This window comes from Rhodococcus sp. P3_B8 (genome assembly GCF_056402775.1).
The window spans coordinates 1-19,890 of record NZ_JBFUGT010000111.1; the positions used below are offsets into that span (position 1 = coordinate 1).

22 protein-coding genes are annotated in these 19,890 nt (G+C 69.1%); 10 read left to right on the forward strand and 12 right to left on the reverse strand.

The annotated features are described in order from the left end of the window. The 7 genes from AC1D1G_RS26195 to mqo form a co-directional block, all read right to left on the reverse strand. Positions 1 to 361, reverse strand: a 361-nt coding sequence (locus AC1D1G_RS26195; protein WP_477954264.1) for a precorrin-2 dehydrogenase/sirohydrochlorin ferrochelatase family protein, incomplete at its 3' end; no start/stop codon positions are given. A 47-nt stretch (positions 362 to 408) separates the two neighbouring features. Beyond that, positions 409 to 789, reverse strand: coding sequence for a cobalamin biosynthesis protein (locus tag AC1D1G_RS26200; RefSeq protein WP_477954266.1), 381 nt, complete (start codon positions 787 to 789; stop codon positions 409 to 411). Continuing rightward, positions 782 to 2,182: a cobyrinate a,c-diamide synthase gene (locus tag AC1D1G_RS26205; RefSeq protein WP_477954268.1), complete on the reverse strand. Its 1,401-nt coding sequence runs from the start codon at positions 2,180 to 2,182 to the stop codon at positions 782 to 784. The genes AC1D1G_RS26200 and AC1D1G_RS26205 overlap by 8 nt, the downstream gene beginning before the upstream one ends. Beyond that, positions 2,176 to 2,790, reverse strand: coding sequence for a cob(I)yrinic acid a,c-diamide adenosyltransferase (cobO, locus tag AC1D1G_RS26210; RefSeq protein WP_009479778.1), 615 nt, complete (start codon positions 2,788 to 2,790; stop codon positions 2,176 to 2,178). The genes AC1D1G_RS26205 and cobO overlap by 7 nt, the downstream gene beginning before the upstream one ends. Positions 2,791 to 2,826: 36 nt before the next feature. Beyond that, positions 2,827 to 4,740 (reverse strand): magnesium chelatase subunit D family protein, encoded by a 1,914-nt coding sequence (locus tag AC1D1G_RS26215; RefSeq protein WP_477954270.1) that lies wholly within the window; start codon positions 4,738 to 4,740, stop codon positions 2,827 to 2,829. Positions 4,741 to 4,951: 211 nt separating this feature from the next. After that, positions 4,952 to 5,452, reverse strand: coding sequence for a GNAT family N-acetyltransferase (locus tag AC1D1G_RS26220; protein ID WP_317571361.1), 501 nt, complete (start codon positions 5,450 to 5,452; stop codon positions 4,952 to 4,954). A gap of 64 nt (positions 5,453 to 5,516) precedes the next feature. Then, positions 5,517 to 7,061, reverse strand: coding sequence for a malate dehydrogenase (quinone) (gene mqo, locus AC1D1G_RS26225; protein ID WP_477954271.1), 1,545 nt, complete (start codon positions 7,059 to 7,061; stop codon positions 5,517 to 5,519). 121 nt (positions 7,062 to 7,182) lie between these two features. On the opposite strand from mqo, the gene AC1D1G_RS26230 reads away from it, so the two are divergent. The 3 genes from AC1D1G_RS26230 to AC1D1G_RS26240 are packed head-to-tail and all read left to right on the forward strand — an operon-like array spanning position 7,183 to position 9,901. Further along, a complete protein-coding gene (locus AC1D1G_RS26230) occupies positions 7,183 to 8,193 on the forward strand; it encodes an alpha/beta hydrolase (RefSeq protein WP_477954272.1) in 1,011 nt (336 codons plus the stop codon). After that, positions 8,190 to 9,575: a mycothione reductase gene (gene mtr / locus AC1D1G_RS26235; RefSeq protein WP_477954273.1), complete on the forward strand. Its 1,386-nt coding sequence runs from the start codon at positions 8,190 to 8,192 to the stop codon at positions 9,573 to 9,575. The genes AC1D1G_RS26230 and mtr overlap by 4 nt, the downstream gene beginning before the upstream one ends. Continuing rightward, the gene (locus tag AC1D1G_RS26240; protein WP_280784616.1) at positions 9,572 to 9,901 is read left to right on the forward strand and encodes a YnfA family protein; all 330 of its coding nucleotides are present in this window, start codon (positions 9,572 to 9,574) and stop codon (positions 9,899 to 9,901) included. Before mtr ends, AC1D1G_RS26240 begins: the two co-directional genes overlap by 4 nt. A 30-nt stretch (positions 9,902 to 9,931) precedes the next feature. On the opposite strand, the gene AC1D1G_RS26245 is transcribed toward AC1D1G_RS26240, so the two are convergent. After that, complete coding sequence (locus tag AC1D1G_RS26245; protein WP_477954274.1) at positions 9,932 to 10,498, reverse strand: alpha/beta fold hydrolase; 567 nt, start codon at positions 10,496 to 10,498, stop codon at positions 9,932 to 9,934. Between the two features lie 103 nt (positions 10,499 to 10,601). Between AC1D1G_RS26245 and AC1D1G_RS26250 the strand changes: the two genes are divergently transcribed. The 3 genes from AC1D1G_RS26250 to AC1D1G_RS26260 are packed head-to-tail and all read left to right on the forward strand — an operon-like array spanning position 10,602 to position 12,561. Continuing rightward, positions 10,602 to 10,964: a GntR family transcriptional regulator gene (locus tag AC1D1G_RS26250; protein WP_005259287.1), complete on the forward strand. Its 363-nt coding sequence runs from the start codon at positions 10,602 to 10,604 to the stop codon at positions 10,962 to 10,964. Then, positions 10,961 to 11,866: an ABC transporter ATP-binding protein gene (locus AC1D1G_RS26255; RefSeq protein WP_477954276.1), complete on the forward strand. Its 906-nt coding sequence runs from the start codon at positions 10,961 to 10,963 to the stop codon at positions 11,864 to 11,866. The genes AC1D1G_RS26250 and AC1D1G_RS26255 overlap by 4 nt, the downstream gene beginning before the upstream one ends. Continuing rightward, positions 11,863 to 12,561 carry an ABC transporter permease gene (locus tag AC1D1G_RS26260; RefSeq protein WP_477954278.1) on the forward strand — a complete coding sequence of 233 codons (699 nt, stop codon included), beginning with the start codon at positions 11,863 to 11,865 and terminating at the stop codon, positions 12,559 to 12,561. Before AC1D1G_RS26255 ends, AC1D1G_RS26260 begins: the two co-directional genes overlap by 4 nt. Here the strand turns inward: AC1D1G_RS26260 and AC1D1G_RS26265 are convergent. The 4 genes from AC1D1G_RS26265 to AC1D1G_RS26280 all read right to left on the reverse strand — a co-directional run bounded on the left by AC1D1G_RS26265 (position 12,558) and on the right by AC1D1G_RS26280 (position 15,897). Then, positions 12,558 to 14,096 (reverse strand): cobyric acid synthase, encoded by a 1,539-nt coding sequence (locus AC1D1G_RS26265; protein WP_283334774.1) that lies wholly within the window; start codon positions 14,094 to 14,096, stop codon positions 12,558 to 12,560. The two genes, AC1D1G_RS26260 and AC1D1G_RS26265, sit on opposite strands and share 4 nt — an antisense overlap. Continuing rightward, the gene (map, locus tag AC1D1G_RS26270) at positions 14,093 to 14,950 is read right to left on the reverse strand and encodes a type I methionyl aminopeptidase (RefSeq protein ID WP_477954280.1); all 858 of its coding nucleotides are present in this window, start codon (positions 14,948 to 14,950) and stop codon (positions 14,093 to 14,095) included. Before map ends, AC1D1G_RS26265 begins: the two co-directional genes overlap by 4 nt. A 61-nt stretch (positions 14,951 to 15,011) precedes the next feature. Then, positions 15,012 to 15,719, reverse strand: coding sequence for a GntR family transcriptional regulator (locus tag AC1D1G_RS26275; RefSeq protein WP_105419360.1), 708 nt, complete (start codon positions 15,717 to 15,719; stop codon positions 15,012 to 15,014). Between the two features lie 43 nt (positions 15,720 to 15,762). Next, positions 15,763 to 15,897 (reverse strand): hypothetical protein, encoded by a 135-nt coding sequence (locus AC1D1G_RS26280; RefSeq protein ID WP_280784611.1) that lies wholly within the window; start codon positions 15,895 to 15,897, stop codon positions 15,763 to 15,765. A 128-nt stretch (positions 15,898 to 16,025) separates the two neighbouring features. On the opposite strand from AC1D1G_RS26280, the gene AC1D1G_RS26285 reads away from it, so the two are divergent. The 4 genes from AC1D1G_RS26285 to AC1D1G_RS26300 all read left to right on the forward strand — a co-directional run. Next, on the forward strand, positions 16,026 to 17,063 hold the full coding sequence (locus AC1D1G_RS26285) for a 2-aminoethylphosphonate ABC transporter substrate-binding protein (protein WP_477954283.1): 1,038 nt from the start codon (positions 16,026 to 16,028) through the stop codon (positions 17,061 to 17,063). A 2-nt stretch (positions 17,064 to 17,065) separates the two neighbouring features. Continuing rightward, on the forward strand, positions 17,066 to 18,235 hold the full coding sequence (locus AC1D1G_RS26290) for an ABC transporter ATP-binding protein (protein ID WP_283334776.1): 1,170 nt from the start codon (positions 17,066 to 17,068) through the stop codon (positions 18,233 to 18,235). Then, a complete protein-coding gene (locus AC1D1G_RS26295; RefSeq protein WP_283334777.1) occupies positions 18,232 to 19,137 on the forward strand; it encodes a 2-aminoethylphosphonate ABC transporter permease subunit in 906 nt (301 codons plus the stop codon). The genes AC1D1G_RS26290 and AC1D1G_RS26295 overlap by 4 nt, the downstream gene beginning before the upstream one ends. Beyond that, positions 19,112 to 19,890, forward strand: a 779-nt coding sequence (locus AC1D1G_RS26300) for an ABC transporter permease (protein ID WP_477954285.1), incomplete at its 3' end; no start/stop codon positions are given. The genes AC1D1G_RS26295 and AC1D1G_RS26300, both read left to right, overlap by 26 nt.

Below are 19,890 nucleotides of genomic sequence, written 5' to 3' on the forward strand. Positions count from 1 at the left end.
GTGTGACGGCGGTGCCGTAGCGGGCGTTGTCGGCTCGGACGCAGAAGACACGATTCCGCTCGGCCTCGGCGACGATCGCCGCGTTGGTGTCCGGTTCGTCTGTGCACGCGATGGCGTACCAGGCGTCGGCGAGGTCGCCGTCCCGGTATTCGCGAAGGTCCAGTGTGATCTGTCCCGCGGTGGCCATTCCCTCGACCGCCGGCGTGACCGCGCGGCTGATCAGGTGCACCCGCGCACCCGATGCGATCAGGAGCCCGAGCCTGCGCTGTGCCACTGTTCCGCCACCGACCACGACCACACGACGATCGGCCAAATTGAGTCCGACCAGGTAGTTGGTCTCGTCTCCGGTGGCAGCAGTCACGCGCTCTCCCCGTTTCTCCTGAAAATCCTGCACGTCTCGTCTCGAACCTACGAAACTTTACGGGCTGCCGCGACGACAACGCCATTCGCGGACCACTTGGTCACGATCAAGGGCCCGCCGCCCGCTCCGAGCACCGCCGCCGCTTCTGCGACGCTCGGCGATCCCGTCGCCGAGTGCACGCGGTCCGACGGGTTCGCCACCTCGACGGCGGCCAGTTCCCCCGCGGCGAATCCGCGGACGGCGACACCCAACGCTGCTGCCGCATCCCGGACAGCCGGCTCCGCGGCCTTCCGGTCGAGGGTGCACAGGCAGTCCAGTGTCGCGTCCGGACCCGGGTTCGCGGACGTCAGCACGTGCCGGACGGCGGCGAGGATGTCCGTGCTCCTCGCTGCCGCGCGGAATCCGACGCCGACGCAGACGTCACCCATGCGCGGCGAAGGTGCGGGCCGCGGCCACGAAACGGGTGATCGCCTCCGGGTGACCCGCAGGGTGCGTGTGCAGGTACGAGGCGTGCACGCCGCCGCGGACGAAACCCTCGCGCGCAGGGTCGCCGTCCCAGGGCCGCCAGCCCCAGGCCGGCGCGAAGCCGTCCGCCTCGGCCGCAGCGAGCGACGTGCGATGGAACTCGTGGCCGACCACCCGCTCACCCGCCGCGAAGAGGATGGAGTCCGTCACCRCCACCGCCTCGCGGTACCCGAGCGTGAGACGGGACCCGAACGAGGCGTCGACCCCGACCACGGAGGCCATCGCGTGCCCGTCGAGACTGCGGGCGAGGTAGAGCAGACCGGCGCACTCCGCATGGATCGGCGCCCCCGCCGTGGCGAGTTCGCGGATCTGCGTCAGGAGCGCGGAGTTTTCCGCGAGCGCGACGGCGTGCTCCTCGGGGAAGCCACCGGGCAGCACCACACCGCTCGTACCGGGCGGCAACGCGTCGTGCAGGGRGTCGAACGTGATCACGTCCGCACCGGCGGCGCCGAGGAGTTCGCGGTGTTCGGCGTACCCGAACGTGAACGCCCGGCCCCCGGCGATCGCCACGACCGGGCGCGGGCCGGGGAGAATCGGCCCGACCTCGGCGGCGGGGTCCCACACCGGCCCGTCTACCGCCGACGACGCGAGCGCGCGGATGGCAGGCAGGTCGAGGTGGCGGGCGGCCAATCGGGTCATCGCGTCGACGGCGGCCACCGCGTCGGCCCCGTGCTCCGCCGCCGGGATCAGCCCGAGGTGGCGGGACGGGACCTCCAGTTCGGCCATCCGCGGCACGGCACCGAGCACGGGGAGCCCGACGCGCTCGCATGCCTGTCGCAGCACCTGTTCGTGCCGCGGGCTTCCCACCCGGTTGAGAATCACACCGCCGATGCGGACCCCGGTGTCGTAGGTGGAGAAGCCGTGCAGGACCGCGGCCAGGCTCTGGCTGTGCCCGCGGGCGTCGACCACGAGCACGACCGGGGCGCCGAGCAGTGCCGCCACCTGGGCCGTCGATCCCTCGGCCGACGGTTCCTGCGACGCGGCGTCGATCTTGCCGTCGAACAGGCCCATGACGCCCTCGACGACCGCGAGGTCGCATCCCGAACTGCCGTGCCGGTACAGCGGGGCGATCCGCTGCGCGCCCACCATGACCGGGTCGAGATTGCGTCCCGGACGTCCGGCCGCGAGCCCGTGATATCCGGGGTCGATGTAGTCGGGGCCGACCTTGAACGGTGCCACCGTGCAGCCCGACTCACGGAGCGCTCCCACCAAACCGGTTGCGACAGTGGTTTTTCCGCTGCCCGATGCGGGAGCGGCGATGACCACCGCCGGCGCCGCGGGGAGCGTGGTCACCACTCGATGCCCCGCTGGCCCTTCCGGCCGGCGTCCATCGGGTGCTTGATCTTGGTCATCTCCGTCACCAGATCCGCGGCGTCGATCAGTGCCTGCGGGGCGTCGCGGCCCGTGATCACCACGTGCTGGTTGCCGGGCCGGTTCTGCAGGACCTCGACCACCTCGTCGACGTCCACCCACCCCCACTTCAGGGGATAGGTGAACTCGTCCAGCACGTAGAACCGGTGTTCCTCGGCCCCCAGCCGGCGGGCGATCTCGCGCCATCCTTCGGCGGCCGCGGCGGCGTGGTCTTCCTCGCTGCCGTGCTTGCGCGTCCACGACCAGCCCTCGCCCATCTTGTGCCACTGCACCGACCCACCGACACCGGTGTCCTCGTGCAGCTGGCCGAGGGCGCGGAAGGCTGCCTCCTCCCCCACCTTCCACTTGGCGCTCTTGACGAACTGGAACACCCCGACGTCGAATCCCTGATTCCAGGCACGCAGCGCCATGCCGAATGCCGCCGTCGACTTCCCCTTGCCCGGTCCGGTGTGGACCGCGAGCACGGGAGCGTTGCGTCGTTGACGTGTGGTGAGGCCGTCGTTCGGAACGTTCTCGGGAACACCCTTGGGCATGTGTCTTCTCTCTCCCCTACCGAAGCCGCGTCCGGATCACGCCGCGGCGCGGACGACGCCCGCGACCTGCTGCGCGGACAATTCACCGAGGCGCACGTAGCCGCCCCGCAGCCGGCGGGCCAGCTCCGCGGCCAGCCCGAGCCGGACCACGCCGGTCTCGCAGTCGACGACCACCGACGCGACCGAGCTGTTGGCGAGCAGTCCCGCGGCCACCTTGGCCCGGTGCAGTGCGTCCTTGCCGCCCGTCGCCCGCCCGTCGGTCAGTGCGACGACGAGGGCGCGGCGCTGCGGATCGCGGAGACGTTCCCGCAGCACGACCTCACGCGCGCGCAGGAATCCTTCTGCCAGTGGGGATTTGCCGCCCGTCTTCATTCCGCGCAGGCGACGGACGGCGATGTCCACCGAGGACGTGGGCGGCAGAACCAGTTCCGCGGCTCGTCCACGAACCGTGATCACCGCCACCTTGTCGCGGCGCTGGTAGGCGTCGCGCAGCAGTGAGACGACGGCACCGGTCACGGCGGACAATCGGTCACGGGCCGCCATCGACCCGGACGCGTCCACGACGAACACCACGAGGTTGCCCTCGCGGCCCTCGCGAATCGCCCCGCGCAGATCGGCGGAGTCCAGGATCATCCGGCCGGCGCTCCGGCCGCGGGCAACCTGCCGCTCAGCGGCGGCGAAGAGCGTGCCCACCAGGTGGAGTCCGTGCCCCTGTTCGGCGGTGGAGCGCACCGCGCGACCGCGGGACGAGCGCGAACGGGAACGCCGGCCCGGCGCGCCCTCGCCGACTCCGGGTACCTCGAGGAGCTTGGTGGTGAACTGGGTGCCGGTCGGTCCCGCCGGGCGTTCCGGGGGTGCCGGAGCGCCGCCTCCGGGCCCGTCGGGATCGTCGGGCCCCTCGGGGTCGGTGTCCCCGCCGTCCGGTCCGGGCGGGGTGCCGGGCGGAGTTCCCGGCTCCTGCTCCGGCGGTTCCTCGGCACCGGACCTGGCGTCTTCGTCGGCCTGACGGAGAGCGTCGTCGAGCTGCTGTTCATCGAGGCCGGGTTCGTCGAACGGATCCCGGCGGCGGCGGTGCGGCAAGGTCAGCTCGGCGGCGACCCGCACGTCCTCCGCCGTGACGGCGCCTGCGCCCCGCCATGCGGCGTGCGCGGTCGCGGTCCGGGCGAGGACGAGATCGGCGCGCATGCCGTCCACGTCGAACGACGCACAGAGAGAAGAGATTCGGCGCAACTCGACGTCGTCGAGCTCGACGGAGTCGAGCCGGTCGCGGGCCTCGAGGATGGCGGCCGCCAGGGCGGCGTCCTGCTCGGCGTAGCGCTCGGCGAACCGTGCCGGGTCACGCTCGAAGTCGAGGCGCCGCCGGACCACCTCCATGCGCACGTCCACCTCCCGCGACGCGGCGACGTCGACGGCCAGCCCGAACCGGTCGAGGAGCTGCGGCCGGAGCTCGCCCTCCTCCGGGTTCATCGTGCCGACCAGCACGAATCGGGCGGCGTGCGAGTGCGAGATGCCGTCACGCTCGATGTGAACGCGGCCCATCGCCGCCGCGTCGAGGAGCACGTCGACCAGATGGTCGTGCAGAAGATTGACCTCGTCGACGTACAGGACACCCTGATGGGCGGCCGACAGCAGCCCGGGTTGGAACGCGCGCTCACCGTCGCGCAGGACCTTCTCGAGATCGAGGGAACCGACGACGCGGTCCTCCGTGGCTCCGACCGGCAGTTCGATCAGTCGCGCCGGGCGCGTCCCGTTCTCGTCGTGCACCGCGGGCAGCAGTGCGGTGAGAGCACGGACCACCGTCGACTTGGCCGTCCCCTTCTCACCGCGGACGAGAACACCGCCGATACCGGGGTGGACCGCGCAGAGGATGAGGGCGAGGCGCAACCGGTCCTGACCGACCACCGCACTGAACGGGAATCCCCACGAAAAGTCGGGTCGAACCTGGTCCACTTCACGATCCGTACGCACGCTGCATCCCTTCACGTCCCGGTTTCCTCGCCGAGAGCTTTGGCCGGTACGAACGCCGCGGCAATCTGGCTGGGAGACCGGATCGGCAACCAGGGTGGTGGCAGCCGGTCAGAGATCCGTCACAGTGGCGGGACCGCGCCTGATTCGAACAGGACTTCCCCGCGGACATTCACCTGACGACCCTAGTCGGCGCTCACTGCGCGGCGCTCGACGGGGCCGCCTCCGCCGCCTCGTACGCGACACCGCCGCCGCGCCGCATGGGGACGTGCGGGATGCCGTCCTCGACGAACTCTTCGCCGTCCGGCTTGAAACCGTGCTTGGCGTACATGTCCACCAGATACGTCTGCGCGTTGATGCGGCACGGCGCGTCGCCGACCTCGGCGAGCGCGGCGCGCAGCAGACGCGTCGTGTGCCCCTGCCCGCGCGCCGGCCGCGACGTGCACAGCCGACCGATGCGGAACGACGTGGTGCCGTCGGCGTGCTCCTCGAGGAGGCGGAGAGTGCAGACCACCTGACCGTCCTGCTCCAGCCAGAAGTGGCGGGTCTCGGCCAGCAGATCACGGCCGTCGAGTTCCGGGTACGGGCACGCCTGCTCGACGACGAAGACCTCTACGCGAAGCTTGAGCAACTCGTAGAGCGTCTTGTTGTCGAGATCGAGTGCCCACGAACGCTTGAGTGCTGCAGTTGCCGTCATGACAGGCAACTATCGCACAGCACCGGCAAGTGTGCRCGCCCGCGAACCCGGGCCGGTCGGTGCGTCAGACCGCGACCGACGCGTCCTCCACCTTGCTGGTGTCGAGCTGGAGCACCTTCGACGTCCAGTCCCACACCTGCGAGAACAGCGCGGTGTCGTCGGAGAGCTTCACGCCCAGCGACGGCACCATTTCCTGGAGCTTCGGCTTCCACGACTCGTACTGGGTCGGGAAGCAGCGCTGCAGCACGTCGAGCATGGCGGGCACCGCGGTCGACGCACCCGGCGACGCGCCGAGCAGGCCCGCGATGGTGCCGTCAGCGGCGTTGACGACGGCGGTGCCGAACTCGAGAACGCCGCCCTTGCCCTTGGCTCGACGGATGACCTGGACGCGCTGGCCCGCGGTGATCAGTTCCCAGTCCTTGCCGAGCGCCTTCGGGACGAACTCCCGCAGGGTCTCGATCCGGCCGGCCTCGGACATCGCGAGCTCACTGATCAGGTACTTGACGAGACCGAGTTCGCTGACGCCGACACCGAGCATCGAGAGCAGGTTGTTCGGCTTGACCGAGCTGGGCAGGTCGGTGACGCGGCCCTGCTTGAGGAACTTGGGCGACCAGCCGGCGTACGGCCCGAACAGCAGTCCGGGCTTGTTGCCGATCACGCGGGTGTCGAGGTGCGGAACCGACATGGGCGGCGCGCCGACGGCGGCCTTGCCGTAGACCTTGGCGCGGTGCTGGTCGATGAGCTCCGGGTTGGTGCAGCGCAGGAACGCGCCGCTGACGGGGAACCCGCCGAAGCCCCTGGCCTCCTCGATGCCGGACTTCTGCAGCAGGTGCAGCGCACCGCCACCGGCGCCGACGAACACGAACTTCGCGCGCACGACCTTCTTCACACCGTTGCGGCGGTTGGTGACCTTGACCACCCAGCTGCCGTCGGACTGCTTGGTGAGGTCGGTGACCTCGTGCCCGAAGTGGACGACGCCGCCGGATGCGCCGACGTAACCGAGGAGCTGCTTGGTCAGGGCGCCGAAGTCGACGTCGGTGCCGTCCTGGGTCCAGTTGAGTGCGACGGGATCGCTGAAGTCGCGGCCCTTCGCCATCAACGGCAGGCGACGGGTGAACTCGTCGGGTGCGTCGATGTACTCCATGCCCGCGAACAGGGGGTGACCGGCGAGGGCGTCGTAGCGGGCCCGCAGGTACTTCGCGTTGGCCTCGCCGTGCACGAAGCTCACGTGCGGGATGGGGTTGATGAACTCCTTGGGGTGCGTGAGCACACCGCTCTCGACACCGTGCGCCCAGAACTGCCGCGACACCTGGAACTGCTCGTTCACGTTGACGGCCTTCGTGATGTCCACGGTGCCGTCGGCGTTCTGCGGGGTGTAATTGAGCTCACACAGCGCGGAGTGGCCGGTGCCCGCGTTGTTCCACGGGTCGCTGCTCTCGGCGGCTACTGCGTCGAGCCGCTCGAATGTGGTGATCGACCAATCGGGCTGCACCTGACGCAGGATCGCTCCCAGCGTCGCGCTCATGATGCCCGCGCCAACCAGCACTACATCCGTTTTCGTCTCTACCGCATTCTGATCTGACACTGGAGTATCGACTTCCTTGTCCATAGCCGTACGCGCATACGCCTGCCGTGTTCGCCGGATAGGTTACCCGCGCGTATGAGCGAGAATCACCTGCCCCAATTGTGCGCCTCCCCGCGCCCCCGAATCGCACATTAGATTGTGATCTGTGACTACATGGGCTCCCGACGTTCTCGGCGACGGATATCAGCAGCTGACCATTCCTCTCGGCACCGACCCGGACGGCGAGGGCGAGGTGAAGGCGACGCTGATCCGCTACCAGCCCGCGCAGGAGACGAAGAAGACCGGCCGCGCCGTACTCTACGTTCACGGATTCACCGACTACTTCTTCCAGAAGCACCTGGCGGAGCACTTCGCCGAACAGGGTTACGCCTTCTTCGCGCTCGATCTGCGCAAGTGCGGCCGCTCGCTCGAACCCGGCCAGACGCCGCACTTCGTCTCCGATCTGACGCTGTACGACGCCGAGCTGAACGAGTCGTTGCGCCAGGTCCGGGGACAGACCGGTGACGGGGAGGTCCTGCTGGTCGCGCATTCGACGGGCGGTCTGGTTCTGCCACTGTGGCTGCACCGCCTGCAGCGCAAGCCGGGCGGCACCGCGGCACTCGGCATCAGCGGGGTCATCCTCAACAGCCCGTGGTTCGACCTGCAGGGTCCGTCGTACCTGCGGAACGTGGGGACGGTGRCCGTCGATGCGCTCGGGCGCGTCAAACGCAAGTCGATCATCCCGAAGACCGGGCTCGACACGTACGGCGTGAGCCTGCACGTGGAGGGCAACGGTATCTGGAACTACAACCTCGACTGGAAGCCGCTGAGCGGTTTCCCGGTGACGTTCGGGTGGTTGCGTGCGGTGCGCCGTGGGCACGCCCAGTTGCACCGCGGTCTCGACATCGGGGTTCCGGCCCTGATCCTCCGGTCCAAGGCGTCGTACTTCGCGCCGCGGTACGACCCCAGGGTGGACACGGCCGACGCCGTCCTCGACGTCCGGCAGATCGCCCGCTGGGCGGGGTGCCTCGGTGACCGCACCACGATCGTGCCCATCGCGGGCGCCCGGCACGACGTGTTCCTGTCCGCCGACAAGCCCCGGGCGGAGGCGTTCGCCGAAGTGGACCTGTGGCTCGACTGGTTGCACGGCCACAACGCGGCGGAGGCCAACCGATGACACATTTCGATCTGGCGATCATCGGTTCGGGGTCCGGAAACTCGCTGCCCGACGAACGCTTCGCCGACAAGACGGTCGCGATCCTGGAGGAAGGCATCTTCGGCGGGACGTGCCTGAACGTGGGTTGCATCCCGACGAAGATGTTCGTCTACGCCGCGGAGGTGGCCCGCACGGTCGGCAATTCCGCGAAGTACGGCGTCGACGCGGAGCTCGAGGGGGTGCGCTGGCCGGACATCGTCAAACGGGTCTTCGGCCGAATCGACCCGATCTCGGCAGGCGGGGAGCGCTACCGCGCCGAGGACAGCCCGAACACCACGCTGTTCCGCGGGCACGCGACGTTCGTGGGCCCACGGACCCTCGACACCGGTACCGGGGAGGTCGTCACGGCCGACCAGGTGGTGATCGCGGCCGGGTCCCGGCCGATCATTCCCGATGTGGTCCGGGAATCCGGTGTGCGGTACTACACGAACGACGACATCATGCGGTTGCCGGAGCTGCCCGAGCGCATGGTGATCATCGGTGCGGGATACATCGCCGCCGAGTTCGCGCACGTGTTCTCCGCGCTCGGCACCCGGGTGTCGCTGATCGCGCGCAGCTCCCACCTGCTGCGGCACCTCGACGAGGACGTTTCGCGCCGGTTCACGGATCTCGCCCAGAAGAAATGGGACGTGCATCGCGGCAGCGCCGTCGCGGCTGTGCGCCGCGACGGTGACGGCGTCGCGGTCGAACTCGAGGACTGCACCGTCGTCTCGGGTGACGTTCTCCTGGTGGCGACCGGGCGGCAGTCGAACGGCGACGCCATCGGGGCCGCCGCCGGTGGCATCGACCTCGACGACGAGGGACGCGTCGTGGTCGACGACTACCAACGGACCAGTGCCGAAGGCGTTTTCGCGCTCGGTGACGTCTCCTCGCCGTACCAGCTCAAGCACGTCGCCAACCACGAGGCGCGAGTGGTTCAGCACAATCTCCTGCAGGACGCGGGGAAGGACACGTCGGGTCTGCGCGCCGCGGACCACCGGTTCGTACCCGCCGCCGTGTTCACCGACCCGCAGATCGCGCACGTCGGGCTGACCGAGGCCGAGGCCCGGGAGGCGGGCTGGGACATCACGGTGAAGGTGCAGGCGTACGGCGACGTCGCCTACGGGTGGGCGATGGAGGACGACGAGGGGCTGTGCAAGGTCATCGCCGAACGCGGCACCGGGCGTCTGCTCGGTGCGCACGTGATCGGCGCCCAGGCGCCCACGGTGATCCAGCCGCTGATCCAGGCGATGAGCTTCGGGYTGACGGCGCAGCAGATGGCGCGGGGACAGTACTGGATCCACCCGGCGCTGCCCGAGGTCGTCGAGAACGCTCTCCTCGGCCTCGAGCTGCCGCCCGAGTGACGGTCGCCAAGTCCGTCGCGCTGTTCGCCGTCGCGGCGCTGTTCGAGATCGGCGGCGCGTGGCTGGTGTGGCAGGGCGTCCGCGCGCACCGGGGCTGGATCTGGATCGGCGCCGGTGTGGCGGCGCTCGGTGCGTACGGGTTCGTCGCGACGATGCAGCCGGACGCCCACTTCGGCCGCATCCTCGCCGCGTACGGCGGGGTGTTCGTCGCGGGCTCGCTGATCTGGGGCATGGTGGCGGACGGTTTCCGCCCGGACCGCTGGGACGTCTCGGGCGCCCTGATCTGTCTGCTGGGCATGGCCGTCATCATGTACGCCCCACGCTGAGCACGGTTGCGCTCGGCGTGGGGCCGGGATCTACCAGGGGCTGGTACGGAGGACGATCTCGGTGGCCAGCTCCGCCGCCGCCGCGGCCGGGACGTTGGTGACGTCGTCGAGTTGTACGACGCGGAAGTCGGAGTAGACGAAGCGGCCGCTCGCGTCCGCCTCGGCACGCCGGTCGGGGCTGCCGACCATCACGGTCGTGGGGAGTTCGACCGGCGGGCAGTCGGATCCGCGCACCGCACCGGCGGCGTCGGGTGCCGCCGGATGCCCCCGGTCGGCCACCACGAGGCTGGCGAAGCGTCCGAACTGGCGAGCCGCCAGCGACCACGCCAGTTCGGCTCCTTCGCGGCTGCCGACGAGGTTGACCCACCCGACCTTCAGTTCGTCGAGCAGAGCCATGATCGTCGTCTCGTCGAGACCGGCGATGTCCTCGGGCACGATCGTGCGCAGATCGGAATTGTGCAGGCGCTCGCAGACGCCCTCGTAGACATCCGGTCCGTCGCCGGCCCCCGGCAGTAGGAGAACGGTGTGTTTGCTCTCCGGTCCGTCGATGCGGACCGTGCAGGTTCCATTTCCCACCGCCACGTGCGTCAGTTCCATGGGCTAAAAACTACGCGATCGGGGACGTCTTGCGCTCGGACCTCCCTGGTTCTATGGTTCATTACATGAGTAATGAACCGATCAACCGACGAGGCGGGCGTCGATGATCGACAACGGCAGACCGCTGTTCCAGCAGATCGCAGAACTCATCGAGAACTCGATCATCGACGGAACCCTTCCCGAAGAAGGCCAGGTGCCGTCCACCAACGAGCTCGCCGCGTTCCACCGGATCAACCCGGCGACCGCAGCCAAGGGGCTGAATCAGCTCGTCGCCGACGGGATCCTCTACAAGAAGAGGGGAATCGGAATGTTCGTCACCTCCGGCGCCCGGAACGCGCTGCGCTTCCGGCGACGCGAGCGGTTCGCGCGCCAGTTCATCGACCCGCTCGTCACCGAGGCGGACAAACTCGGCGTCAGCATCGCCGAACTCAAGACCATGCTCGACCAACGGGAGGGAGCACGATGATCGGCACAGCATTCGACACGAAGACGGTCGCCTCGGCGCGGGGCCTCGGCAAGCGATTCGGCGACTTCGTCGCACTCGACGGGATCGACTTCTCCCTGCAGGAGAACAAGATCTACGGCCTCCTCGGCCGCAACGGCGCCGGCAAGACCACGCTCATGCAGATCCTCACCGGCCAGGAGTTCCAGACTTCGGGCACGGTCGAGATCTTCGGTCAGGCTCCGCACGAGAATTCCCGGGCACTCACCGCCGTGTGCTTCGTCAAGGAGAGCCAGAAGTACCCGGACGACTTCAAGGTCGGGCACGTCCTCGCGACCGCACGGCACCTGCTCCCCCACTGGAATGAGGAGTTCGCACAGACACTTCTGGAGGATTTCGATCTTCCGCTGTGCCGCAAGGTGAAGAAGCTGTCGCGGGGCATGACGTCCGCGCTCGGCGTGACGGTCGGTCTCGCCTCCCGCGCACCGCTCACCCTGTTCGACGAGCCGTATCTCGGGCTCGACGCGGTGGCACGGCACCTCTTCTACGACCGGCTTCTCGCCGACTACGCCGAACACCCGCGCACGGTCGTGCTCTCCACACACCTCATCGACGAGGTCAGCGACCTGATCGAACACGTGATCCTGATCGACAAGGGACGGATCATCCTCGACGAGGACACCGACGCGCTGCGCGAAGGCGCCGTCGTCGTCTCCGGCCTGGCTTCGCTCGTCGCCGACTTCACCTCGAACAAGACTGTCCTGCACCGTGAATCGCTGGGTAATCACGAACGGGCAACCGTGCAGACCACCCTGTCGGATTCCGAACGGGACCGGGCGGTCGACGAAGGCCTGCATTTCGAGCCGCTCAGCCTTCAGCAACTCGTGGTCCGCAGCACCACGGCCACCAAGGAGGACGCACGATGACGAACCGGGTCCTGACCGTCTCCCGCATCCACACCGTCGCCTGGCCCCTGCTCGTCGCGTGGCCACTGGGCGTGCTGGTCGCGTCGTTCACGATCGGTGCGGCCATCTTCGCGATGGTGGGCGACACCGGCAGCGACACCAACTTCACCGGCGGCGTCTTCTCGCTGTTCGGGTTCGCTCTCGCGTTCTACCTGCAGGCCATGACACAGACGTTCCCGTTCGCACTGGGGATGAGCGTCACCCGACGCGACTATTTCGCGGCCACCCTGATCGTCGCCGCCGTCCAGGTCTTCGTGTTCGGGGTAATGCTCTACGGACTGTCGCTGATCGAGGAGGCCACCGGCGGCTGGGGTGTGGGGATGCGGATGTTCGCGATACCCAACTACTTCACGTCCGACCCGGTCATACAACTGGCCGCCTACTTCGCCTTCCTGTCACTGACCGCGGCGGCCGGAATGTTCCTGGGCGCACTGCATCACCGGTGGCGGGTGGTGGGGCTCTTCACGCTCGGCGTCGGCACTCTCCTCGCCGCAGGCGCCGCCGCGTTCGTGATCACGTGGCAGAACCAGTGGCCGGACATCGGCCACTGGTTCGCCGCCGCGCCCCGGTCGGTGCCGATGGTGTGGCTGCCGGCACTGGCCGCGGCCGCGGGGATCATCGCGGCGTGGGCGCTCGTCCGCCGCGCGACGGCCTAACGCACCAGGGTCGACGCGATGGCCGGAAGGCCTTCCGGGGCACCCGCGCCGAGGAGGTCCTCCAGGGCACGGAGATCGAGGTTCTGCTCCACCAGATCCGCCAGCAGATCGAGTTGAGCGGTCCGGATCGCGGCGACATCCGTGTCGGGTGCGGTGACGAAACCGGTTCTCCCCGCGTGATCGGCCACGTCGTCCAGCAGGAGCCGGCGGAAACGGTCGGTCTCCAGCAGTCCGTGCCAGTGCGTGCCGTACACGGCGCCGCGGATACTGCCTTCCGCGGCGCCGCTGCTCGCGTGGAGCAGGGGCTCGTCGCCGTTGCGCCGCACCCGGCCGTGATGGATCTCATACCCGGACACCGGAACTCCGTGGGCGTTGCCGCGCACCTGCGCGAGCACCTTGTCCGGGGCGAACTCCACCTCGAGGTCGAGCAGTCCGAGACCGGGCACCGCACCCCGGCCGGATTCGACGTCGTCGACGATCACGGACCCGAGCATCTGGTAGCCGCCACACACGCCGAGCACCGGACCGCCGCGTTTCGCGTGCGCGGCGATCGCATCCGCGATGCCGTTGCGGCGCAACCACTCCAGATCCGACACGGTCGACTTGCTGCCGGGCAGGACGATCAGGTCGGCGTCCTCCAGCCGCGACGGATCGGTGACCCAGCGCACCGACACCCCGGGTTCGCACGCGAGCGCCTCGACGTCCGTCGAATTGGAGATGCGGGGCAGGCGGATCGCGGCCACCCGCAGCCAGTCGTCGCCGATCGGTGGCGCCGGACGTCCGACCGGGGCGTCCCCCACCACACCGAGCGAATCCTCCGCGTCGAGCCACAGGTCCTCGGCGAAGGGAATCACCCCGAGCGTCGGGCGTCCCGTCACGGCCGTCAACTGCTCGAGGCCCGGCCCCAGCAACGACACGTCGCCGCGGAACTTGTTGATCACGAATCCCGCGATCAACGCCTGGTCGTCCGGTTCCAGGACCGCCACGGTGCCGAACAGGTGGGCGAGCACTCCACCGCGGTCGATGTCGCCGACGACGATCACCGGCAGGCCCGCGGCCCGGGCGAGCCCCATGTTGGCGAGGTCGGTGGCTCGCAGGTTGATCTCGGCGGGTGAGCCCGCTCCCTCACAGATCACGACGTCGTAGTCGGCGCGCAGCGACGCCAGTTCCTCGGCGACCACCGCACGCAGGTGCTGCCGGTGCTCGATGTAGTCGCGGGCTCCGACGGACGTGACCGCGCGGCCGCGCACCACCAATTGCGACGTGCGGTCGCTCCCCGGTTTCAGCAGTACGGGGTTGAAGCGGACACTCGGCTCGAGTCCGCAGGCCGCGGCCTGCAGCGCCTGCGCCCGGCCGATCTCGCCGCCGTCCAGCGTGACGACGGAGTTGTTCGACATGTTCTGCGCCTTGAACGGCGCCACCCGGACACCTCGCCGCGCGAGCATCCGGCACAGTCCCGCGACGAGCACACTCTTGCCCGCGTCGGACGTGGTGCCGGCGACGAGCAGGGCGCCCTTCCACCGGCTCTCACTCAAGGCAGGGTGAGGATCTCGTTGCCGGTCTCGGTGACCACGATGGTGTGCTCGAACTGAGCCGTCCACTTGCGATCCTTGGTGACGACGGTCCAGTCGTCGTCCCAGATCTCCCAGCCGATGTCGCCGAGGTTGATCATCGGTTCGATCGTGAACACCATGCCGGGTTCGATGACCGTGTCCACGGAGGGCTCGTCGTAGTGGAGGATGACGAGGCCGTTGTGGAAGGTGGTGCCGATGCCGTGTCCGGTGAAGTCGCGGACCACGCCGTAGCCGAAGCGGTGCGCGTACGACTCGATGACGCGGCCGATGACGTTGAGCGCACGGCCGGGCTTGACGGCTTTGATGGCGCGCATCGTCGCCTCGTGGGTCCGCTCCACCAGCAACCGGTTCTCCTCGGCGACGTCCCCGGCGAGGAACGTGGCGTTGGTGTCCCCGTGCACGCCGCCGATGTACGCGGTGACGTCGATGTTGACGATGTCGCCGTCCTGGATCACCGTCGAGTCGGGGATGCCGTGGCAGATCACCTCGTTCAGCGACGTGCAGCACGACTTGGGGAAACTCTTGTATCCGAGCGTCGACGGGTAGGCGCCGTGATCGATCATGTACTCGTGCGCGATGCGGTCGAGCTCGTCGGTGGTGACACCCGGCGCCACCGCCTTACCGGCCTCCTGCAGGGCCTGCGCCGCGATCTTGCTCGCCACCCGCATGGCCTCGATGGTCTCCGGGGTCTGCACCCACGGCTCGTTGCCTTCCTTCGCCGTGGGCTTCCACGCGTACTCGGGACGCTCGATCCCCGCCGGTACGGCGAGGACGGGCGACACGGTTCCGGGGCTCAGTGCTGTGCRGACAGACATGGGTACCAGGTTAGCCCCGTGCACGACCCGGACGCCCCCGGACCCGTCGTGCGCGTCGACATCACTCCCGCAGTGTGGTGAGAAAGGCGATCCGGTCGCCGCGGTAGAGGGAACGCACCCGTTCGATCGGGACGCCGTCGGTGTCGAGCGAGACACGATGGAGCCGCAGCATCGGCATCGCGGTGGTCGAGTCGAGCAGCGCGGCCTCCCGCGGGGAGGCCAGCACCGTCTCGATCCGCTCGGTCGCCGACGCGAACACCACGCCGGTCTCGCGGATCGCCGCGTACAGCGAGGTGCCCGGGTCGAACCTGCGCGCCATCTCCCCGAACCGTTCGGCGGGCAGATGGGTGCTTTCGAGCCCGATCTTCTCGTCGTCCGCGAGCAGGACGCGTTCGAGGTGGATCACCGGCGCCCCGAACGCGAGACCGAGCGCCTCGGCGAGGTCCGCGTCGGCACCGAGTTCCTCGAACGTCACCAGTTCGCGCCCGGGCACCCGGCCCTGACTGAGCGCACCCTCGGTGTAGGACCGCAACGACAGCGGCTGCACGAGCTTCGGGCTGGCGACGACGGTGCCGCGGCCGCGACGTTCGACGCGACCCTCGACCAGCAGTTCGTGGATGGCCTGCCGCACCGTCTCGCGGGACACCGTGAACCGCAGGGCCAGTTCCCGCTCCGCAGGGACCGCGTCCCCCACCTCGAGTTCGGCGAGGATCGACTCGAGTTCGGTGCGGACCCGGTAGTACTTGGGGACGTTCCGCGTTTCCGTCATGGTGCGGGTATCACCGTGTCTCGTACTCTGCGCGCGACCGCGATCACGTCGTCCACCCTCTGAATTGCGGTGTGAGCCAGTCGCACCCCTCGCCGTCGCAGACGCAGCACAGCGACCGCAGCGCCACCGCAGTGTCGATCAACGCGGACTCCCCGGACGCGCCGCTGTCGTCGTTCATGCGGCCGAGCGTACCCGAAAAATGGTCTATACCAATTGTTCACCTGCCGTTCTTCTCGCAGTGGCCCACTGGTCTAGACCAAACGGCAAGCTCCGTTTCGAAATCCCCCTCATCGTTAGGAACCCGTCATGCGTCTTCGCCCCCGGATCGCCGCCGCCGCCCTGGCCGCGACCGTCCTCACCCTCGGAACCGCCTGCGGCGGAACCGGCACCGCCGCCGGTTCGGGCACCGACACCGTCACCGTCTACAGCGCCGACGGGCTCTCCGGTTGGTACAAATCGCGTTTCGACGCCTTCACCGCACAGACCGGGATCGCGGTGAACCTCGTCGAGGCCGGATCCGGCGAAGTCGTCTCTCGCCTCGAGAAGGAACAGTCGAACCCGCAGGCCGACGTCGTCGTCACGCTGCCGCCGTTCATCCAGAAGGCCGACTCCCAGGGACTGCTCGTTCCGAGCGGTGTCGACGCCTCCGCGGTTCCCGCGGCGGAGAAGGACGCGGCCGGTCACTTCGTTCCCGTCGTCGAGAACTACCTGTCCTTCATCGCCAACCCGGCGGCCTCGCCTGCTCCCCGGACCTGGGACGACCTGCTGTCCGACCAGTTCAAGGGCAAGATCCAGTACTCGACCCCCGGCCAGGCCGGCGACGGCACCGCGGTGCTGCTGCTCCTGCAGCACCTGAGGGGCAAGGACGGCGCACTCGACTATCTCACCAAGCTGCAGGTCAACAACGTGGGACCGTCGTCCTCGACCGGCAAGCTGCAGCCGAAGGTCAGCAACGGCGAACTGCTCGTCGCCAACGGTGACGTCCAGATGAACCTCACGTCCATCGCCGAGGACGGTTCGACATTCGACCTCTTCTTCCCCGCCGCCGCCGACGGCACCCGCACCACCGTCGCCCTGCCGTACGTGATGGGTCTGACGAAGGGCGCGCCCCGCAGCGAGCAGGGCAGGCAATTGATGGAGTTCCTGCTGTCCGAGGAGTCGCAGAAGACGGTCGCCGACGACGCGCTCGGCATGTCGGTCCGCGAAGACGTGCGCGCCACCGCGGGCGAGAGCGCCCCGGCGCGAGCACTGCAGGGGGTGCAGGTGTGGTCGCCGAACTGGAACGACGTACTCACCGAACTCGATTCGGACATCGCGGCGTACCAGAAGGCCACCGGGAGCTGATCGTGTCGGGAACTCCAGCCAGGCGGGCACAGCCGTCGCACACCACTGCGGTCCGCGGAGTCACCGACTTCTCCGCGCCGGCCATCACGTTCGACCGCGTCACCGTCGGCTACGGCCGCGGCAAGGGCGTGACTCACGCCCTGATCGACTTCAACCTGCGCGTCGGCCGCGGTGAGACGGTGGCCCTGCTCGGCCCGAGCGGCTCCGGAAAGTCGACCGCACTGAAGGCACTCGCGGGATTCGTCCGCCCCACTTCGGGTTCCGTGCGGCTCGGATCCCGCGACGTCACCGACCTACCACCCGCGAAACGGGGAATCGGCGTCGTCGTGCAGTCCTACGCGCTGTTTCCGCACATGCGGGTGGCCGACAACGTCGCGTTCGGCCTCCGCTCCCAACGGGTGCCGCGCGCGCAGATCGGCGCGCGGGTGGCCGAGGCACTCGACATGGTCGGCATGTCCGCCTACGGCAAGCGCCTGCCCCGCGAACTGTCGGGCGGACAGCAGCAGCGGATCGCGATCGCGCGGGCCCTCGCGATCCGGCCCTCGGTTCTGCTGCTCGACGAACCGCTCGCCGCGCTGGACGCCCGACTGCGCGAGAGCATGCTCGGTGAGCTCTCGCGACTGCGTGCGGCCCTGCCCGACACTGCGATGCTCTACGTCACGCACGATCAGAGCGAGGCGCTGGCGCTGGCCGACCGGATCGCCGTCATGCGTAACTCCCGGCTCGCCGACATCGACACCGTCGAGAATCTCTGGAAGTGGCCGCCGAGCAGTTTCACCGCGGAATTCCTCGGCGGCGCCAACCTGCTGCCGTGCACCGTCACCCGGGTGATCGGGACGTCGGCGCTCGTGTCGATCGGCGGCGTTCCCGTCACTGCAACCGCGCCGCAACCCGACATCGGGCACGTGGAGTGGGAGTCGGACCTGCCCGCGTTCCTGTGTGTCCGCCCGCACGCGGTGACGCTGACGGCGCCCGGCGCGCGGGGTTCGTTCTCGGCGCGGATCGTCTCGACGGTGTGGCGGGGATCGACCACGCGGATCACGCTCGCCGTCGACGATTTCGAGGGAGTGCAGGTGGACGCGGACGTGTCCGGTCACGACCAGCGTGGTCCGGGCACCGTCGTCGGCGTGCAGTTCCCGTCCGACGGCAGCGTCCTGGTACCGGCGACATGACCGCGACCCTCGAGCGTCCGCCCGCCGCGACGGCACCGCTCTCCCGCGAGCCGTTCCGGTGGCGAGGCATCGCGTGGACGCTCCCACCCCTGCTGCTCGTACTCGGATTCGCCGTCTACCCGATGGCGCGGGTGCTCACCGAATCCCTCGACTCCGAGACCGGTTCGGGTCTGGACAACTGGTCCAGGGTGCTCGGCTCGGAACTGTTCCGCACAGCCCTGTGGCGGACGGTGCAGATCGCCGCCCTCTCCACCCTCGGCTGCGTGATCGTCGGCACGTTCCTCGCGCTCGTCCTGGCGTTCGTCCCGTTCACGGGATCGAAGGTCGTGGGACGGCTGATCGACGCGGTGCTGTCGCTGCCGTCGTTCCTGATCACGCTGGCGTTCACGTTCCTCTACGGCACCGCCGGGGCAGTGAACGCGCTGATCGCGCGGATCACCGGCGACGCCGACGGACCGCTGAACTTCCTCGGCACCCCACTCGGGGTGATCGCCGCGGAGGTCACGTTCTTCACGCCGTTCGTCGTCCGTCCCCTGCTCGCCGCGTTCACCCAGATCCCCCGCGAACAACTCGACGTCGCCGCCAGTCTCGGGGCGTCGCCGCTGCGGGTGCTCCGGACCGTGGTGATGCCCGAGGCGTGGCCCGCACTGCTGGCGGGTGGATCGCTGGTGCTGCTGCTCACCCTCAACGAGTTCGGCATCGTCCTGTTCACGGGCGCCAAGGACGTGGTGACGCTGCCCGTCCTGATCTACACGCGCGGCATCGTCACGTTCGACCTGCCGGGCGCGGCCGTGATCGCCACCGTCCAGGTGGTGCTGTCGCTGACCCTGTACTGCACATACCGATTCGTGTTCGCCACGCTGACGGGAGGCAGCCGTGCTGCTGTGGACGAGAAGGTCTAGAGCCCTGATCCTGGGTGTGTTCGCGGTCGTCGTGACCGTCGTGTTCGTGGCACCCATCGCCACCGTGATCGCGGCCGCGCTGGCCGGGTCCTGGACGGGCCCACTGCCGTCGGACCTCGGCGGCCGGAACTTTGCGACGGCACTGTCCGACGAGAACCTCGCCAGTCTCACCGTCAGCCTGCAGACGGCGTTCGTCGCAGGCGCACTGGCACTGGTGGTCGGGACGTGGGCGGCACTGGCAGCGCGTGAGGCGCCGACGTGGTTGCGCCGCATCACCGACGCCGTCTTCCACCTGCCGATCGCGATCCCGTCCGTGGCGATCGGACTGGGTCTGCTGATCGCGTTCAACTCACGGCCGCTCCTGCTCGGCGGAACGAAGTGGATCGTCATCCTGGCGCACACGATCCTCGTGCTGGCGTTCACGTTCAGCACCGTCTCGGCGGCTCTGGACCGCCTCGATCCCGCCTACCGGCAGGCCGCCGAATCCCTCGGCGCCGGTCCCACCCGGGTCCTGCTGCGGATCACGCTGCCGCTCCTGCTGCCTGCGCTCGGCGCCGCCGCGGGCCTGTCGATCGCGCTGTCGATGGGCGAACTGGGCGCCACCGTGATGGTGTATCCGGCGACCTGGAAGACGTTGCCGGTGAGCATCTTCGGGCTCACCGATCGCGGTCAGGTCTTCCTCGCCGCGGCCGACACCACGCTGCTGCTCGCGGTCACCCTCCTCGCGTTGCTGGTCGTCGGCCGCATCCGCGG

Bases quoted from the DNA above. Each gene is read 5' to 3' on its own strand.
- AC1D1G_RS26200 (WP_477954266.1), bottom strand. From the start codon at position 789: ATGGGTGACGTCTGCGTCGGCGTCGGATTCCGCGCGGCAGCGAGGAGC.
- cobO (WP_009479778.1), bottom strand. From the start codon at position 2,790: ATGCCCAAGGGTGTTCCCGAGAACGTTCCGAACGACGGCCTCACCACA.
- AC1D1G_RS26220 (WP_317571361.1), bottom strand. From the start codon at position 5,452: ATGACGGCAACTGCAGCACTCAAGCGTTCGTGGGCACTCGATCTCGAC.
- mqo (WP_477954271.1), bottom strand. From the start codon at position 7,061: ATGGACAAGGAAGTCGATACTCCAGTGTCAGATCAGAATGCGGTAGAG.
- AC1D1G_RS26245 (WP_477954274.1), bottom strand. From the start codon at position 10,498: ATGGAACTGACGCACGTGGCGGTGGGAAATGGAACCTGCACGGTCCGC.
- AC1D1G_RS26250 (WP_005259287.1), top strand. From the start codon at position 10,602: ATGATCGACAACGGCAGACCGCTGTTCCAGCAGATCGCAGAACTCATC.
- AC1D1G_RS26255 (WP_477954276.1), top strand. From the start codon at position 10,961: ATGATCGGCACAGCATTCGACACGAAGACGGTCGCCTCGGCGCGGGGC.
- AC1D1G_RS26260 (WP_477954278.1), top strand. From the start codon at position 11,863: ATGACGAACCGGGTCCTGACCGTCTCCCGCATCCACACCGTCGCCTGG.
- AC1D1G_RS26275 (WP_105419360.1), bottom strand. From the start codon at position 15,719: ATGACGGAAACGCGGAACGTCCCCAAGTACTACCGGGTCCGCACCGAA.
- AC1D1G_RS26280 (WP_280784611.1), bottom strand. From the start codon at position 15,897: ATGAACGACGACAGCGGCGCGTCCGGGGAGTCCGCGTTGATCGACACT.
- AC1D1G_RS26285 (WP_477954283.1), top strand. From the start codon at position 16,026: ATGCGTCTTCGCCCCCGGATCGCCGCCGCCGCCCTGGCCGCGACCGTC.
- AC1D1G_RS26295 (WP_283334777.1), top strand. From the start codon at position 18,232: ATGACCGCGACCCTCGAGCGTCCGCCCGCCGCGACGGCACCGCTCTCC.